Source organism: Microbacterium sp. 10L49 (assembly GCF_056395125.1).
Genome location: NZ_JBFTIW010000001.1, coordinates 856,791 through 871,781 on the forward strand (window position 1 = coordinate 856,791; position 14,991 = coordinate 871,781).

A 14,991-nucleotide genomic window follows, 5' to 3' on the forward strand; every position below is an offset into this window, starting at 1 on the left:
TGCTCAGCGCCCGCGCAGCAGGGCGAACGCCCGATCGACGCGGCCGGAGAGCGACAGCTCCCTGGCCGCATGGCGCGCGGCCTCAACGGCGGCCCGCCCGCAGATTCGCGTCGCCTCGGCGAAATGCCCGTCCAGGCGCAGGGTCGGCAGATCCTGCCGCGCGCCGAGCGCCTCGGCGACACCCAAGGCCTCGACCGCGCGATCGCGCAACGCCGGATCCTGCAGCGCCCACGCCGCCCATCCGACCAGCACGGTGCCGAGCACGGGGCTGTCGGTGAGCTCCGGACGCATCCGCCAGCCGGCGATCATCCGGCCGCGCATCCGGCGGACCCATCGCGCGAGGTCGGCGGGGTCGGCGCCCGGCACCCGGGCACGCGCGCTGACGTAGCCCGCGATCGCCATGAGAAACCACGGCGAGCGCCGCTGCGAGGACGAGGAGAAGTGTGCGAGCCCCCGTGCGAAGGCGTCGAAGGCCTCGGTCTGCTCGCCCGCCTGCAGGTGGACCGCACCGAGCCCGTACCAGCCGATGGACGCCAGCTCGAGCCCGTCCTGGCTGAGCTCGCGGCTGGTCACGAGACTGCGGAACAGCGCATCCGACTCCTCGATCCGGCCGAGTGCCAGCAACGCCGCGCCGCGCACCCACTTCTGCTGCCGCAGCGCGTCGACCGCGTCGAACTCCGCGAAGATCGCGGCTGCGCGGTCGAGCCACATCAGCGCCTCCGCCGGGCGTGCGGACTGACTCGCCAGCTGCGCGGCTGCATCCGCGGCGGTGGCCGCCGCCCAGCGCTCACCGCTGTCGTTCGCGAGACTCCACGCCGCCTGCGCCGCGATCAGCGCCTCGTCGGGATCGCCCCGGTTCTCCGAGAAGTGCGCCAGCAGCATCTCGGCCATCAGCCGGGAGCGGCGATCATCGGATGACCGCATCGCCTTCAGCTGCTGCTCGACGTGCTGCTGATCCCGCGACGCGGTCATCACGACGACGAGCGCTCGCCACGCCGCGCTGATCGCACCACCGGCTCTGCGCTCCCAGAGGCGCAGCAGCGCGAGCGCGCGCAGGGCCCGCCGGTCATCCATCGCCAGGCTGCCGAGCGTGGCCATGACGAGCGCGATCACGACGATGTCGCAATCGAGCTCCTCGTCGTTCCGTCCTGCGCTCCACAGCCGTTGTGCGGCCTCGATCACCACGACCCGGAACGCGAAGACCTCGCTGAACGCCCCGCGCATGAACCAGCTGGGTCCGATGAGGGCGAACAGTCGCAGCGCCTCCTGTTCCCGATCCTCGCCGAACAGCCGGTGCAGCACGAACACGAGATTGTCATGCTCCTGGCCGATGTCGCCGTGCGCTTCGGCCGTGACGCCGCTGGGGAAGATCGCGCCGGAGGTGAGCCGTTCACCCACGAACTCCGCCGCCCACCGTGTCACCGCGGTCCACGCTGCGTCCTCCTCGCCGGCATCGGCGAGCCTGGCGAGCCCGAACTCGCGCACGGTCTCCAGCATCCGGAAGCGCACCCGTGCACCGCTCTCGGTCACGACCAGCAGCGACTGCGCGGCGAGGCGGTCCAGCACGTCGTCGGCAGGTGCGCCGAGGATCGCGGTCGCGGTATGCGCCGAGAAGCCGCCGGGCAGGAACGACAGCGTCGCGAGCGCCCGCTGCGCCTCGGCATCGAGCAGATCCCAACTCCAGCCGATCACGGCCTCGAGGGTGCGATGCCGCTCCGGAGCAGCGCGGTCTCCCGAAGTCAGCAGGGCGAACCGGTCCGCCAGGCGGTCCTCGAGCTCGGCGAGCGACATGGTGCGCACTCGTGCGGCTGCGAGCTCGATCGCGAGCGGCAATCCGTCCAGATGCGCGCACAGCCGCGCCACGGAGTCGGCATCGAGCATGACGCCCGGTCGGACCGCCTCGGCCCGTTCGGCGAACAGCCGCACCGCCGGAGCGTCCGGATCCGCGGCGATCCCGAGCGGGTCGAGGACGAGGATCCGCTCCGCACCGATCGCCAGCGGGGTGCGGCTCGTGGTCAGCACGCGCAGCGCAGGCACCGCCTGCAGCAGATCCGCCGTCCATGCCGCGACGCCGTCGATAACCTGCTCGCAGTTGTCCAGCACGAGAAGGGCGGGCCGCTCGTTCAGGACGGCCACGATCCTGGCCCGCAGGTCGGGACGCACGTGGGTCTCGGACAGTCGAGCACCCGGCGCCGCCTCGCTGATGCCGAGGGCCGCGGCGATCGCGATCGGAACGCCGGCGTCGTCGCGGACGCCGGCGAGCGGGACCACAGCGACCACGTCGACGCGCGATCCGGCGGCGAGTGCGTGCGCGAGCCGCGTCTTACCGAGCCCGCCAGGGCCGACGATCGTCACGGCGCGGGCGATGGCGAGCAGCGCGCCCGCCTGGCGCATCGCGTCCTCGCGGCCGATGAGCTCGTTGGGCGCGGCCTGTACGCCGATACGCACGCGTGGCCCACTGTCCTGGTCACGCAGCAGCTGCGCGTTGAGCTCGGTGACGGCGGGTCCCGGCGATGCACCCAGGTGCTCGGCCAGCGCGGCGCGCAGCCGGGCGAACACCGCAAGGGCTTCCGCCGCGCGATCGTCGGCCGCGAGCGCCGACATCAGCTCCGCCTGAGCCGTCTCGTCGAACGGACGTGCGGCCGCGAGCTCCGACAGGATCGCAACCGCCTCATGGGAGCGCCCCGCGCTCACGAGCGACGCCGCCAGGTCGCGCTGCAGCGCGTCGCGCAGCTCGCCGGACTCGGCCGCGAGATCATCTGCGATCGGCGCGTCGCCCAGGTCGACGCCCGGTTCGCCGCGCCACAGTCCGATCGCCTCTCCCAGCAGCCGGATGCGGTCGGGATCGCCGTCGCTGAGCGTCTCCGCCTCGGCACGCAACCGGCGTGCGGTGTGCAAGTCGGTGTCGTCGGTGCCGAGCGTATAGCCTCCCGGCGCACTCGCGATGGCGTCGGAGCCGGCCAACGCCCTGGCCCGCGAGACGAGGGTCTGCAGCGCCGCCTTCGGATTCTGCGGCTGGTCGTCGCCCCAGACCTCGGCCGCCAGCGCAGGCACGGAGCGGGTGGTGCCGGTGCCGGCGAGCACGAGCGCCGCCAGCAGCGCGCGCATGGGGGTGCCGCCGGCGTCGCGATCAGCGATCCGCACCGGGCCGAGCACGCCGATGCGCGCGGTCATGCGCGCGGCCGGATCCCCAGATCGATCACGTTCTCCAGGCCGACGACCACGCCGCGCAGGTCGCGCGCATAGGGCAGCGCGAGGCGGATCCCCGGGGCGTACGCCGCGGCGGACTGCACGGTGTCGTGCACGATCGACAGCGACTCGCCGGGGCCGGAGAGGATGACCTCCTGCTTCGCGATCACACCCGGGCGCCGCAGCGAGTGCACGGGCACGCTCGCCACCTGCTGCCCGCGGGCGCGCTGGTCGACGTGCGGCGCGTCCACAGGGCCCTGCTCGGCCCGTGCGGCCGCGATGAGCTCGGCGGTGCGCACGGCTGTGCCGCTGGGCGAGTCGATCTTGGTGTGCTGGTGCGCTTCGATGATCTCCACGGATCCGAAGAACGGCGCGGCGAGAGCGGCCAGGGCCGTGCCGAGCACGGATCCCATCGAGAAGTTGGGCACGAACAGCGCCCCGGTGCCGGCGTCATCGATGGCCGGACGGACCTGGGCGATGCGATCTGCGGACCATCCGGACGTCGCGACGAGGAGGTTGATGCCCCGATCCGTCGCGGCACGCACGATCTCGACGCTGGAGGCCGGGGTGGTCGCGTCGACCACGAGGTCCGCGCCGTCGAGCTCGTCCATGGTGCTGTTCGATCCGAGCACCGCGCCGAGTTGGAATCCGTCGAGGTGCGAGATCACGTCGCCGATGATGGTGCCGAGCTTGCCGGAGGCGCCCACCAGGGCCACGCGCGTCGTCATGTCCACAGTCTATTCAGCGCTTCCGACGCGGATCCCACGGTCGTCACGGTTTCCGATGCGGCAAGTCTCCGACCCCCTCGACGCGTCCGGGCCGCCCGACCCGCGGCATCGATTACCGTCGGATCATGCCCACGTTCCGCATCGCCTCCCCGGAGGACGACGACGCCCACGCCGTGCTGGTCGACTACTTCACCCTGCGCGCGGCGGAGTTCCCCGGCGGCGCCTACTCCCCCACGTTTCCGACGGCGGCGGCGTTCCAGGATCCGGATGGCGTCTTCCTCCTGCTCGAAGACGAAGACGCGATCGTCGGCTGCGGCGGAATCCGCCGCGTCGCGATGCCCGAGGGCGAGACCGACGTGTTCGAGATCAAGCACGTGTTCCTGCGCCCGGAGACCCGGGGCCGCGGCTGGGGCCGGCTGCTGCTGGACGAGTTGGAGCACCGCGCCCGTGGATTCGGCGCCCGCGCGCTCGTGCTCGACACGCACCACACGCTCGAAGCGGCGGGGCACCTGTACCGCAACAGCGGCTTCGCCGAGATCCCGCGCTACAACGACAATCCCAACGCGACCCGGTGGTACCGCAAGGATCTGGAGCAGGCATGAGGCTGTGGTCGGTGCACCCGCGGTATTACGACCGGCAGGCGCTGACGGCGTGCTGGCGCGAAGGCCTGCTCGCCCAGGCGGTGATCGCGGATCCGACCCGCCGCGGCTATGCGCACCACCCGCAGCTCCAGCGTTTCCGGGAGACGAGGGATTCCCTCGCTGCGATCGGCGACTACCTCGCCGCCATCGTCGATGAAGCCGACGCCCGAGGCTACCGTTTCGCGCGTGAGAAGATCCTCAAGACCGGTCCGGTCGAACGGATCCCGGTGGCACGCGGCCAGCTCGAGTACGAGTGGGGGCACCTGCTCCGCAAGCTCGAGGTGCGCAACCCGGAACTCTGGGAGCGATGGCGCACGACCCCGCAGCCGGACCCGCATCCGCTGTTCACGGTCGTCGAGGGTCCGATCGCGGACTGGGAAAGGATCGGCTGAACGCCACTCGACCCCGGTCCCGGCACGTCGGTTCAGACCAGGAGCGGATCCGGCAGACCGGTGCGCAGCTCCATGGGGAGGTGGCTCAGGTCGTTGTGCGCGACCAGACTCCACGGGCGGCCCTGCTTCTGCGAGATGACGGTCAGGCCGCAGTTGGCCTGGTTCAGCGTCATCCAGCGCCACTCCGGGGCTTCCAGCACTTCGCGCACGAACCAGCTGATGACGAAGTTGTGCGTGATGAGAACCTCATGCACGTCTCCGGGCTTGCGCACCAGGAACTCGTTCACGGCGTCGCCCATCTGCGCCCGACCGGCTTCGATCTCCGCGTCGGTGATGGATCCGAAGAAAGGCTCGAAGACGGCCGGCGTCTCCTCCGTCATGCCGGTGGGCACGCAGTCGAACAGCAGCGCCGACGGCTCAGCTTCGACCGAGGGGATCCGCTCCGAGATCGCACGGGCCGTCTCGGCGGCGCGCAGCAGCGGAGAATGCCAGATCGCGTCCAGCGGGAGGCCGGACAGGCGGTCGGCGATGTGCTCGGCCTGACGACGTCCGCGCGGTGAGAGGGGTCCGTCGGCCAGACCGTGCTCGGCGTCCTGATGCTCGCCGTGCCGGACCAGATAGATGTAATGCGTCACAACCGCTCGCCTCGTCTCCGGCTCCGTGGCCGGGGTGCTTCCAGCCTATGTCACAGATCGGACACGGCCCACCCACCGAGTCGGGTCAGCTCGCCGCGCGGGTGAGCTCGGCCAGCTGCGCACGGCCCAGAGCCACGCCCGCGCCTTGCATGAGCTCGTCGACCTGCTCAGTGGCGAAGGCGTTCACGATGGGTGCCGTGATCGTGCGCTGGGCCAGCAGCCAGGCGATCGCGACGGCCGCGACCGGAACCTGCAGCTCCGAGGCGGCGATGTCGAGCGCCCGCAGCACCTTGATGCCGCGACGGTTGATGTTGCCGCGCAGCTGCATGCCGCGCACACCCTGCAGCGACTGCTTGGTGCGGTGCCTGCCGGAGAGGAACCCATGCTCGAGGGCGTGCGACGGTGTGACGGCCAGCCCCTGCGCCGCAGCGACGAGGCGGAGATCGCCTTCGAACCCTGCCCGGCGCATCAGGTTGTACGGCACGTCCAGCACTTCGATGCGCGGATAGCCCGCGGAGGACAGGATGCGTGCTTCGACGAGACGCTCGGCGGTGAAGCCGAAGGCACCGAGTGCCCGCACCTTGCCGGCCTCGACGAGCCATTCGGCCGTGGCCAGCGTGTCTTCGAGGGCGCTGCCGTCGTCGATCGTGCCGTCGAGGTAGAGCACATCGATGCGCTCGACTCCGAGGCGGGTCAGCGACGCTTCCACAGCGCGCACCAGGTTCACCGGTCCGATGCCCGGGTTGTCGGGGTGACCGCCGACGCGCACGCTCAGGACGATGTCGTCGCGGTTGCCCCGCGTGGCGAGCCACCGGCCGATGATGTGCTCGCTGCGTCCTGCGGCGAAGCTGTCGGCCGTGTGCACGGCGTTGCCGCCGAACTCGGCGTAGCGATCGAGGATGTGCAGCGCGGTGTCGGCGTCGGTGTTCCAGCCGAACTCGGCGCCGCCGAGGATGAGCGGGAAGGAACGGATGCCGGTCTCCGCGAGGGGAACGCGCAGGGAGGTTCCGATGCCGGGTCCGACCACCGGGATCGGCGCGGACGGGTGCGGTGTGACGACCGCGGGCGCGCTGGTGACCGCAGGTACGGCGCTACCGAGTGCGGACCCGATTCCGGATCCGACGCTGAAGAGACGCATGCGATCACCCCCGTGTCTGCTGCGTTGGTTTCTGAGACGCACCCCCCGGTGCGTCCCTTAGAGAGTAAAGGAGGCCTCGGACGCTTCCGTTCATTGAGACGGCCAGGAGGAGAACAATGCGTAACGGTTCGGTCACGAAAACCACGGAAGGCCCGTCGTGTCCTCCTTTCGGCGGACACGACGGGCCTTCCGGCGGAGGATCAGACCTCGGCGACCTCAGCGGCGGGCTCGGCCGCCTCTGCCGGAGCCTCGTCGATCACGGGCTCGAGCGAGAGCTTGCCGCGGTCGTCGATCTTCGTGATCTTCACGAGGATCTTCTGGCCGACGGAGAGCACGTCGTCGACGTTCTCCACGCGCTTGCCACCGGCGAGCTTGCGCACCTCGGTGACGTGCAGCAGGCCGTCCTTGCCCGGGAGCAGGGAGACGAACGCGCCGAAGGTCGCGATCTTCACGACCGTGCCCAGGAACTGCTCGCCGACCTCAGGGTTGGTGGGGTTGGCGATCGCGTTGACCTGCGCACGGGCCGCCTCGGCCGAGGGGCCGTCGGTCGCGCCGATGTAGACGGTGCCGTCCTCCTCGATGGAGATCTGCGCGCCGGTCTCGTCCTGGATCGCGTTGATCGTCTTGCCCTTCGGGCCGATCAGCTCGCCGATCTTGTCGACCGGGATCTGCACGCTGATCACGCGCGGCGCGGTCGGCGCCATCTCGTCGGGGCTGTCGATCGCGGCGTTCAGCACGTTGAGGATCGTGAGGCGTGCCTCCTTGGCCTGGGTCAGCGCGCCGGCGAGCACCTCGGAGGGGATGCCGTCGAGCTTCGTGTCCAGCTGGATCGCCGTGACGAACTCGCTCGTTCCGGCGACCTTGAAGTCCATGTCGCCCAGCGCGTCCTCGGCGCCGAGGATGTCGGTGAGCGCCGCGTAGCGGGTCTCACCGTCGACCTGGTCGGACACGAGGCCCATCGCGATGCCGGCAACCGGTGCGCGCAGCGGCACACCCGCGTTCAGCAGCGACAGGGTGGAGGCGCAGACGGAGCCCATCGAGGTGGATCCGTTGGAGCTCAGCGCCTCGGACACCTGACGGATCGCGTACGGGAACTCCTCGCGGGTCGGCAGCACCGGCACGAGCGCGCGCTCGGCGAGGAAGCCGTGCCCGATCTCGCGACGCTTCGGCGAACCCACGCGGCCGGTCTCACCGGTCGAGTAGGGCGGGAAGTTGTAGTGGTGCATGTAGCGCTTGCTCGTCGTCGGGGACAGCGAGTCGATCTGCTGCTCCATCTTGAGCATGTTCAGCGTGGTGACGCCCAGGATCTGGGTCTCGCCGCGCTGGAAGATCGCGGAGCCGTGCACGCGCGGGATGACCTGCACCTCGGCGTCGAGCGGACGGATGTCCGCCAGACCGCGACCGTCGATGCGCACGCCCTCGGTGAGGATGCGGCCGCGCACGATCTTCTTCGTGACCGACTTGTAGGCGGCGGAGAACTCGCTGAGCGCGACCTCGGGCTGCTCGCCCGCCTCGACGGCGGCGACGAGCTCGCCCTTGACGCGGTCCTTGATCGCGTCGTCGGCGTTCTGGCGCTCCTGCTTGTCGGCGATCTGGTAGACGTCGACGAGCTCGGCGTAGGCGCGCTCGGCCACGAAGTCGTACGTGCCCTCGCTGTACGGCAGGAAGACCGGGTACACACCCGGCTCCTTCGACGCCGTGGCGGCAAGCTGGGCCTGCGCCTCGACGAGCTGCTTCAGGAACGGCTTGGCGGCCTCGAGGCCCTGCGCGACGATGTCCTCGCTGGGCTTGGTGGCGCCGGCCTTGATCAGGTTCCAGCTGCCCTCGGTGGCCTCGGCCTCGACCATCATGATCGCGACGTCTTCGGTGCCGTCACCCTTGGTGACGACTCGGCCGGCGACGACGAGATCGAAGACGGCCTGCTCGACCTGCTCGGCGTTCGGGAACGCGACCCACTGGTCTGCGTGCTCACCGTGGCCGGGGATGAACGCGAGGCGCACACCGGCGACGGGGCCGGAGAACGGCAGACCCGAGATCTGGGTCGACGCGGACGCGGCGTTGATCGCGAGCGCGTCGTAGTACTCGCCGGGCGCGATCGAGAGCACCGTGATGACGATCTGAACCTCGTTGCGCAAGCCGTCGACGAACGACGGACGCAGCGGACGGTCGATCAGACGGCAGACGAGGATCGCCTCGGTGGAGGGACGGCCCTCGCGGCGGAAGAACGAGCCGGGGATCTTGCCCGCAGCGTAGGAGCGCTCCTCCACGTCGACGGTCAGCGGGAAGAAGTCGAAGCCCTCACGCGGCGACTTGCCCGCGCTCGTGGCGGAGAGGAGCATCGTCTCCTCGTCCAGGTAAGCGGCGACCGCGCCCTGCGCCTGCTGCGCGAGACGGCCCGTCTCGAAGCGGACGGTGCGGGTGCCGAAGCGGCCGTTGTCGAGAACGGCCTCAGTAGCGGTGATTTCAGGACCTTCCAAGAGGTCTCTCCTTCTTTGTTTAGGCTCGCTCTCCCGTGTGGAGCGCGAGCATGGACGGATGCGCACAGAGGCATCCTGTTCGATCCTATCAGCGCGGCGCGCCTGAGACTGCGCCGTCAGACCTCGCTGGGCTCGCGCACCCCGCGCTCCCGACCGAGGCGGACGTAGTCGTGGTGCTTGGCGCTGCGTCCGTCACCCGCGGCGCGCCCGTGCAGCCGGCGCCAGACCCACGGCAGCGCGTGCCGGCGCCACCACACTCCGGCACCGGTGCGCTCGGTCGCGTGCAGCGCCTCATCGAGCGCGCCGAGTTCGTCGGCCAGCGCCACGCCGAGCGCGACGCCCGCGCGATACGCGAGGAACCGGTGCCCGCGACTGGAGAGGTGCACGAGGTCCTCCCCCCAGTTCGGCCGCTCGGCGAGCTGCGGGTGCAGATCCGTGTCGAGCAGGATCGCGCCCTGACGGCGGGCGATGCCGGCCAGCGCCGTGGCCCAGGCGGAGAACCGACGGGCATAGATGTGTGCCGCCGGGTTTCCGGGCAGGAACGCCGTGACGAGGAGCACGTCGGCGCCGGTCTCGCGCAGCTGTCGCACCGTGTCCTCGAGGCGTGCGGCGAGGAGCGGTATCGCGACCCGCTGCTTCACGAGGTCGTTCGCCCCGACCAGGATCGACACGAGGTCGGGGCGCAGCTGCAGGGCGCGATGCAGCTGGGTTCCGCACACGTCCTCGACCCGCTTGGAGCGGATGGCGAGGTTCGCGTAGTCCAACGGCTCACGGGCGGCCAGCAGCAGGGCGAGACGGTCCGCCCAGCCGCGCAGCGCGCCGTCGGGCCCGGGGTCGCACAGGCCCTCGGTGAGCGAGTCGCCGAGCGCGACATAGCGGCGCCAGTGCTTGCGCTCCCCCGCTGGCGTGGGCTCCGGCCGCACAGCCCGGGGCGCCCGCAGGCCCGCGTCCGCACGGTGCAGCTCCTGCGCCTCGACGAAGTGGCCGAGGAGCTGATCACACACCGCGCTCCAGCTGCGGCCCTCCACCGCATCCCGGCCGGCCCTGCCGAACGCCTGCCGCTTACGCGCGTCGCCGGCGAGATCCCGCACCCGATCGCGCAGATCCTGCAGGTCGCCCGGGCGGTACAGCCAGCCGTCGATGCCCTGGCGCACCAGGTCCAGCGGGCCGCCCCGGCCGGTCGCGACCACGGGGATCCCGCTCGCATGCGCCTCCTGCAGGGTCTGCCCGAACGTCTCGCTCTCGCCCGGGTGCACGAAGACGTCGAACGACGCCATCGCCTCAGCGAGCTCCGGGCCGCTGAGGTGGCCGAGGAACACCGCGTGCGGGAGCAGCGTCTCGAGCCGCGCTCGGGAGGGTCCGTCTCCGACGATCACGAGCCGGATTCCCGGCAGATCCGCGAGGACCTGCAGGTCCTCGACCTGCTTCTCCGGCGCCAGCCTGCCCACGTAGCCAACCACGGCCTCCACGCCGGCACGGTGCTCCCATGCCCCGTCTCGCCGCTCCGGGCGGAAGCGCTCCGCATCCACGCCGCGGCCCCAGCGACGCACCCGATCGACTCCGAGCCGGGCGAGCTGATCCTCCGATTCGGACGACGGGGCGAGGGTGAGGGTGGCGCGCCGGTGCAACCTCGCGATGTGGGCCTCGGCGAGCGCCGTCGTGAGCGAGACCCCGTAACGCGCGGCGTACGCGGCGACATCGGTCTGGTACGCCGCGACCGCGGGCACCCCGATCCGCTCCGCGGCGAGCGCCCCGCGCCAGCCGAGGGCGAACGGCGAGGCGAGGTGCACCACGTCGGGCGCGAAGCGGGCCAGCGACACGGACAGCCGATGCGCGCTGGAGGTGCCGACGCGCACGGTGCGGTAGCCCGGCAGCGCCACGGACGGGATGGGCTCGACCCTGGCGTGCCCGATCATGCGCGGCATGCCCTCCGCAGCGGGGGCGTACACCCGGGCCTCGTGCCCGTGGCGCTCGAGGTGGCGGAGGATCTGCAGAACGGATCCGGTCACGCCGTTCATGTGCGGGAGGAAGGACTCGGTCACGATCGCTGCTCTCACGCGCTCAGGATCCCGCCCGTTTCCGCCCCGCAGCGCCGGAAACCGGTGCGATCACGGAGTGTTCACCGGATGCACCGCGATCGGTCACCGCGTGTCTGCCGGGGCGCCCCCTGCCCGTCCCGCTTCGTTCTTCCAGGACTACGGGATGCCCCCGGCGCTAGGCTGGCGCCATGAGTACCGACGACACCGCCGCCGCGGACATGAAGCGCAAATTCAAGGAGGCGCTCGAAAAGAAGAACGCCCAGCAGCATCAGGGCGAGGCGCACCTGAACGGCGACTCCGCCGTGCACGCCGCGCACGGGGCGCAGACCAGGCGCGAGTTCCGCCGCAAGAGCGGCTGATCCTGTATCCACCGCGAAGGGCGCCGACGAGGGATCGTCGGCGCCCTTCGTCGTCCGCGCATCCACCGGCAGGGGTGGGAATCCACAGCGAGCGGGGTTAGCGTCGAAGGGTGATCCTTCCCTCCGGCGCCGCCGCACCTGCGCCCGGGCGCAGAGCACGCGCCTCGCGCCCGCTCCTGGCGCTCGTGGCCGGCGTGCTGCTGACGGTGCCGCTCGCGGTGGCCGCACCGGCATATGCCGACGACTACCCCTCGTGGCAGGACGTGCAGAACGCCCAGGGAAACGAACAGGCCACGCAAGATCAGATCACCCGCATCAACGACGCCCTCGCGACCGCTCAGCAGAAGGCCGCCGACGCCTCGACCGCGGCGATGAAGGCGGCCCAGGCGGCGGACGCGGCTCGTGCCGACGCGGACGCTGCCGCGCACCGGGCGGACGAGCTGGGCGTGCAGGCCGCGGCAGCCGAGCAGACCGTGCAGCAGACGCACGAGCAAGTCGGTTCGCTGATCGCCGCCCGCGCGCGTGCCGAGACCGCGTCGCCCCTCACCGTGCGGCTCTTCACCTCGGCGGATCCGGACGAGCTGCTCACGCGCCTCGGCGCACTGCAGCAGCTCGACGCGACCTGGGCGAAGCTCGGCGAACGCGCGATCGCCGTGCAGGGCGTCGCCACGTCGCTGCAGGATCAGGCGCAGGTCGCCCGCGCGGCCAGGGACGCCCTCGCGACCTCTGCCGAGGACGCGGCGCAGAAGGCGAAAGCCGCCGCCGACGCGGAAGCCGCCGCCGTCGCCGATCTGCAGGGCCACGTCACCACGTTGTACTCGCAGCTGGCCGCCCTGAAGAACACCACGGCCGACGTGGAGCGACGCTATCGGATCGGCCAGCAGGTCGCCGAGCAGGAGCGGGAGGCCGCGGCGAACAGCGGATCCGACAGCGGCGGCAGCGGCGGCGGGGGCGGGGGCGGCGGCGATCTGGGCAGCGGTGGCGTCGATGTCGATCCGGCCGGAGCCCAGGCGTATGCCGCCGAGCAGCTCGGCAATTACGGCTGGGGCCAGGATCAGTTCCCGTGCCTGTACCGGCTGTGGATGCAGGAGTCGAGCTGGCGGGCGGATGCCCTGAACCCGGACAGCGGGGCCTACGGGATCCCGCAGGCTCTCCCGGCTGACAAGCTCGCGGCGGCGGGGGCGGACTGGCGCACCAACGGGAACACCCAGATCGACTGGGGCCTCAGCTACATCCAGGACCGCTACGGATCCCCCTGCGGAGCCTGGGCGCACGAGGTGTCGAACAACTGGTACTGACCGGCCTGGTTCAGGTCTCGGCGAGCGTTGCACCCGCGGCTTCGAGCACGACCGGATCCGCACAGCCGCGCGCGAAGCCGGCGATCCTGCGGCGGACCTCATACCCGAGAACGACGGTCCCGATCCGCTCCGCGACCGGTGCGAGCCAGGTCGGGCGGCAGGTGAAGTTGTATTTCCAGACCGCGCGCGTGCCTCCGTCTACGGGTTCGAAGCGCCACCCCGCACCGAGCGTGCGGAAGAACCACGGGCCCTTCTCCATCACCATCCCGACGTTCGTCGGCGGCGCGTACGAGACGTAGTGGGTGATCATCGACAGCCCGAATCGCTGCCGGGTGAACGTGCGCACGCCCTTGGCCGGCGTCGTCGCGCCATCAAGAAAGTGCTGCGCCCGGATGAAGCCATCCCAGCGGCGCCGCACCTCTCCTGTGGTCTGCGAAACCGCGTACGCGAGCACGGGCGGGATGGGGACGACGACGGCGGCCTGAACGACGGGCATGCTCCGACGCTATCGCCCCTGGTCGCGGCGAGAGGCTGCGACAGCCGACGAGCCGAAGCGGGGAGCCGTCGTCTGCGCTCCCTGCCCCGGCTCGATCCCGGCGATTCGGGTCAGCCGCGCTCGGCGCGGGCCCGCGCCCGCTGCTGCTTCGCGGCCATCTCCTCGACCGCCGCGTGCCCGAGCGTCTCGGTGCTGACAGGCTCGGCTCCGTCCTGCACGGCCGGCTGCCCGTCGTGCCCCACGCCGTCCAGCAGCGACTCGTCGAACGGCCGTGCGCCGGAGAGCACCTGACGCACCTGCTCCGCATCGATCTGCTTCGTCCAGGTGCCGATGAGGATCGTGGCGACGGCGTTCCCCGTGAAGTTGGTCAGCGCGCGCCCTTCAGACATGAAACGGTCGATCCCCACGATCACTCCGACCCCGTTCACGAGATCGGGACGGTAGGCCTGCAGGCCACCGGCGAGGGTCGCGAGTCCGGCGCCGGTGACGCCGGCCGCGCCCTTGCTCGCGATGATCATGAACACGAGCAGGCCGATCTGCTCCGGGATGGACATCGGCTGCCCCAGACCGGTCGCGATGAACAGTGACGCCATGGTCAGGTAGATCGCGGTGCCGTCGAGGTTGAAGGAGTAGCCGGTCGGCACGGTGATGCCCACCACGGGCTTGGCCACACCCAGATGCTCCATCTTCGCGATCAGCCGAGGCAGTGCCGATTCCGACGAGGACGTCCCGACGATCAGCAGGTACTCACGCCCGAGGTACTTCATCAGCTGGAAGATGTTCACCCCGGCGACGAGCTTCAGGATCCCGCCGAGCACCACGACGATGAACACGATGCAGGTCAGGTAGAACGCGCCGAGGAGGATCCCGAGGCTCCAGATCGCCGCGACGCCGGTCTTGCCGACCACTGCCGCGATCGCGCCGAACGCACCGAGGGGGGCGAGCCACAGGATCATTCCGAGCACGCGGAACACGAGCGTCTGCAGGTGCTTGATCGCTCCCATGATGGGCGCGCCTCGATCTCCGAGCCCCTGCAGCGCGAAACCGACGAGGAGCGCGATGAAGAGCACCTGCAGCACGCTCTCGCCGGTGAAGGCGCCGAAGAACGTGGCGGGGATGATGCCGAGGATGAAGTCCTGCGTCGTCTTGGCCTCGGTCGTGGCCGCCTCGTAGGTCGCGCCGGCCATGTGCAGACCCTCACCCGGGTGGATGATGTTGCCGACGATCAGGCCGATCGCGAGGGCGAAGGTCGACATGACCATGAAGTAGATCAGCGCGAGTCCGCCGATCTTGCCGACCGTCGCCGCCTTGGCGATCGATCCGACGCCGATCACGATCGTGCAGAAGATGATCGGCGCGATCATCATCTTGATGAGGCTCACGAACCCCTTGCCGATGGGCTCGAGGCCCTGTGCGAACTGCGGGAACAGGAGTCCCACCGCTATTCCGAGGCCGACCGCCACGAGTACGGACAAGTAGAGCCAGGTGTGCTTGTCCCAGGAGTTCTTGCCGCGGCGCCAGTCGTGCCGCGGGAGTCTGAAACCTTCGGTGAGAGCCATCATCGCCTCCGCTGAGTGAACAGGACGCCCGCACCACGTC

At 70.7% G+C, this 14,991-nt stretch carries 12 protein-coding genes; 4 read left to right on the forward strand and 8 right to left on the reverse strand.

Translation table 11 applies throughout. From position 1 onward, the window contains the following. Positions 1-3 precede the first annotated feature (3 nt). On the reverse strand, positions 4-3,174 hold the full coding sequence (locus AC1DCT_RS04095) for an ATP-binding protein (protein ID WP_477427629.1): 3,171 nt from the start codon (positions 3,172-3,174) through the stop codon (positions 4-6). After that, the gene (gene dapB / locus AC1DCT_RS04100; protein ID WP_477427631.1) at positions 3,171-3,917 is read right to left on the reverse strand and encodes a 4-hydroxy-tetrahydrodipicolinate reductase; all 747 of its coding nucleotides are present in this window, start codon (positions 3,915-3,917) and stop codon (positions 3,171-3,173) included. The genes AC1DCT_RS04095 and dapB overlap by 4 nt, the downstream gene beginning before the upstream one ends. A gap of 125 nt (positions 3,918-4,042) precedes the next feature. On the opposite strand from dapB, the gene AC1DCT_RS04105 reads away from it, so the two are divergent. Further along, positions 4,043-4,519 carry a GNAT family N-acetyltransferase gene (locus AC1DCT_RS04105; protein WP_477427633.1) on the forward strand — a complete coding sequence of 159 codons (477 nt, stop codon included), beginning with the start codon at positions 4,043-4,045 and terminating at the stop codon, positions 4,517-4,519. After that, a complete protein-coding gene (locus tag AC1DCT_RS04110; protein WP_477427635.1) occupies positions 4,516-4,950 on the forward strand; it encodes a pyrimidine dimer DNA glycosylase/endonuclease V in 435 nt (144 codons plus the stop codon). Before AC1DCT_RS04105 ends, AC1DCT_RS04110 begins: the two co-directional genes overlap by 4 nt. A gap of 32 nt (positions 4,951-4,982) precedes the next feature. Here the strand turns inward: AC1DCT_RS04110 and AC1DCT_RS04115 are convergent, their stop codons facing one another. The 4 genes from AC1DCT_RS04115 to AC1DCT_RS04130 all read right to left on the reverse strand — a co-directional run bounded on the left by AC1DCT_RS04115 (position 4,983) and on the right by AC1DCT_RS04130 (position 11,242). Continuing rightward, positions 4,983-5,585, reverse strand: a complete 603-nt coding sequence (locus tag AC1DCT_RS04115; protein WP_440732126.1) for a histidine phosphatase family protein — start codon at positions 5,583-5,585, stop codon at positions 4,983-4,985. An 85-nt stretch (positions 5,586-5,670) separates the two neighbouring features. After that, on the reverse strand, positions 5,671-6,723 hold the full coding sequence (locus AC1DCT_RS04120; RefSeq protein WP_477427636.1) for an aldo/keto reductase: 1,053 nt from the start codon (positions 6,721-6,723) through the stop codon (positions 5,671-5,673). A gap of 200 nt (positions 6,724-6,923) precedes the next feature. Then, the gene (locus AC1DCT_RS04125; RefSeq protein ID WP_440732128.1) at positions 6,924-9,200 is read right to left on the reverse strand and encodes a polyribonucleotide nucleotidyltransferase; all 2,277 of its coding nucleotides are present in this window, start codon (positions 9,198-9,200) and stop codon (positions 6,924-6,926) included. Between the two features lie 116 nt (positions 9,201-9,316). Further along, positions 9,317-11,242: a glycosyltransferase gene (locus AC1DCT_RS04130; protein WP_477427638.1), complete on the reverse strand. Its 1,926-nt coding sequence runs from the start codon at positions 11,240-11,242 to the stop codon at positions 9,317-9,319. A 185-nt stretch (positions 11,243-11,427) separates the two neighbouring features. Between AC1DCT_RS04130 and AC1DCT_RS04135 the strand changes: the two genes are divergently transcribed. Next, the gene (locus AC1DCT_RS04135) at positions 11,428-11,598 is read left to right on the forward strand and encodes a DUF5302 domain-containing protein (RefSeq protein WP_440732130.1); all 171 of its coding nucleotides are present in this window, start codon (positions 11,428-11,430) and stop codon (positions 11,596-11,598) included. A gap of 110 nt (positions 11,599-11,708) precedes the next feature. Then, positions 11,709-12,896, forward strand: a complete 1,188-nt coding sequence (locus AC1DCT_RS04140) for an aggregation-promoting factor C-terminal-like domain-containing protein (RefSeq protein ID WP_477427639.1) — start codon at positions 11,709-11,711, stop codon at positions 12,894-12,896. A 10-nt stretch (positions 12,897-12,906) separates the two neighbouring features. Here AC1DCT_RS04140 and AC1DCT_RS04145 read toward each other — a convergent pair whose 3' ends face one another. Both AC1DCT_RS04145 and AC1DCT_RS04150 read right to left on the reverse strand, forming a co-directional pair. Then, the gene (locus AC1DCT_RS04145; protein ID WP_441976033.1) at positions 12,907-13,392 is read right to left on the reverse strand and encodes an SRPBCC family protein; all 486 of its coding nucleotides are present in this window, start codon (positions 13,390-13,392) and stop codon (positions 12,907-12,909) included. A gap of 110 nt (positions 13,393-13,502) precedes the next feature. Then, positions 13,503-14,951, reverse strand: coding sequence for a cation:dicarboxylate symporter family transporter (locus AC1DCT_RS04150; protein ID WP_440732133.1), 1,449 nt, complete (start codon positions 14,949-14,951; stop codon positions 13,503-13,505). Between the last annotated feature and the right edge of the window lie 40 nt (positions 14,952-14,991).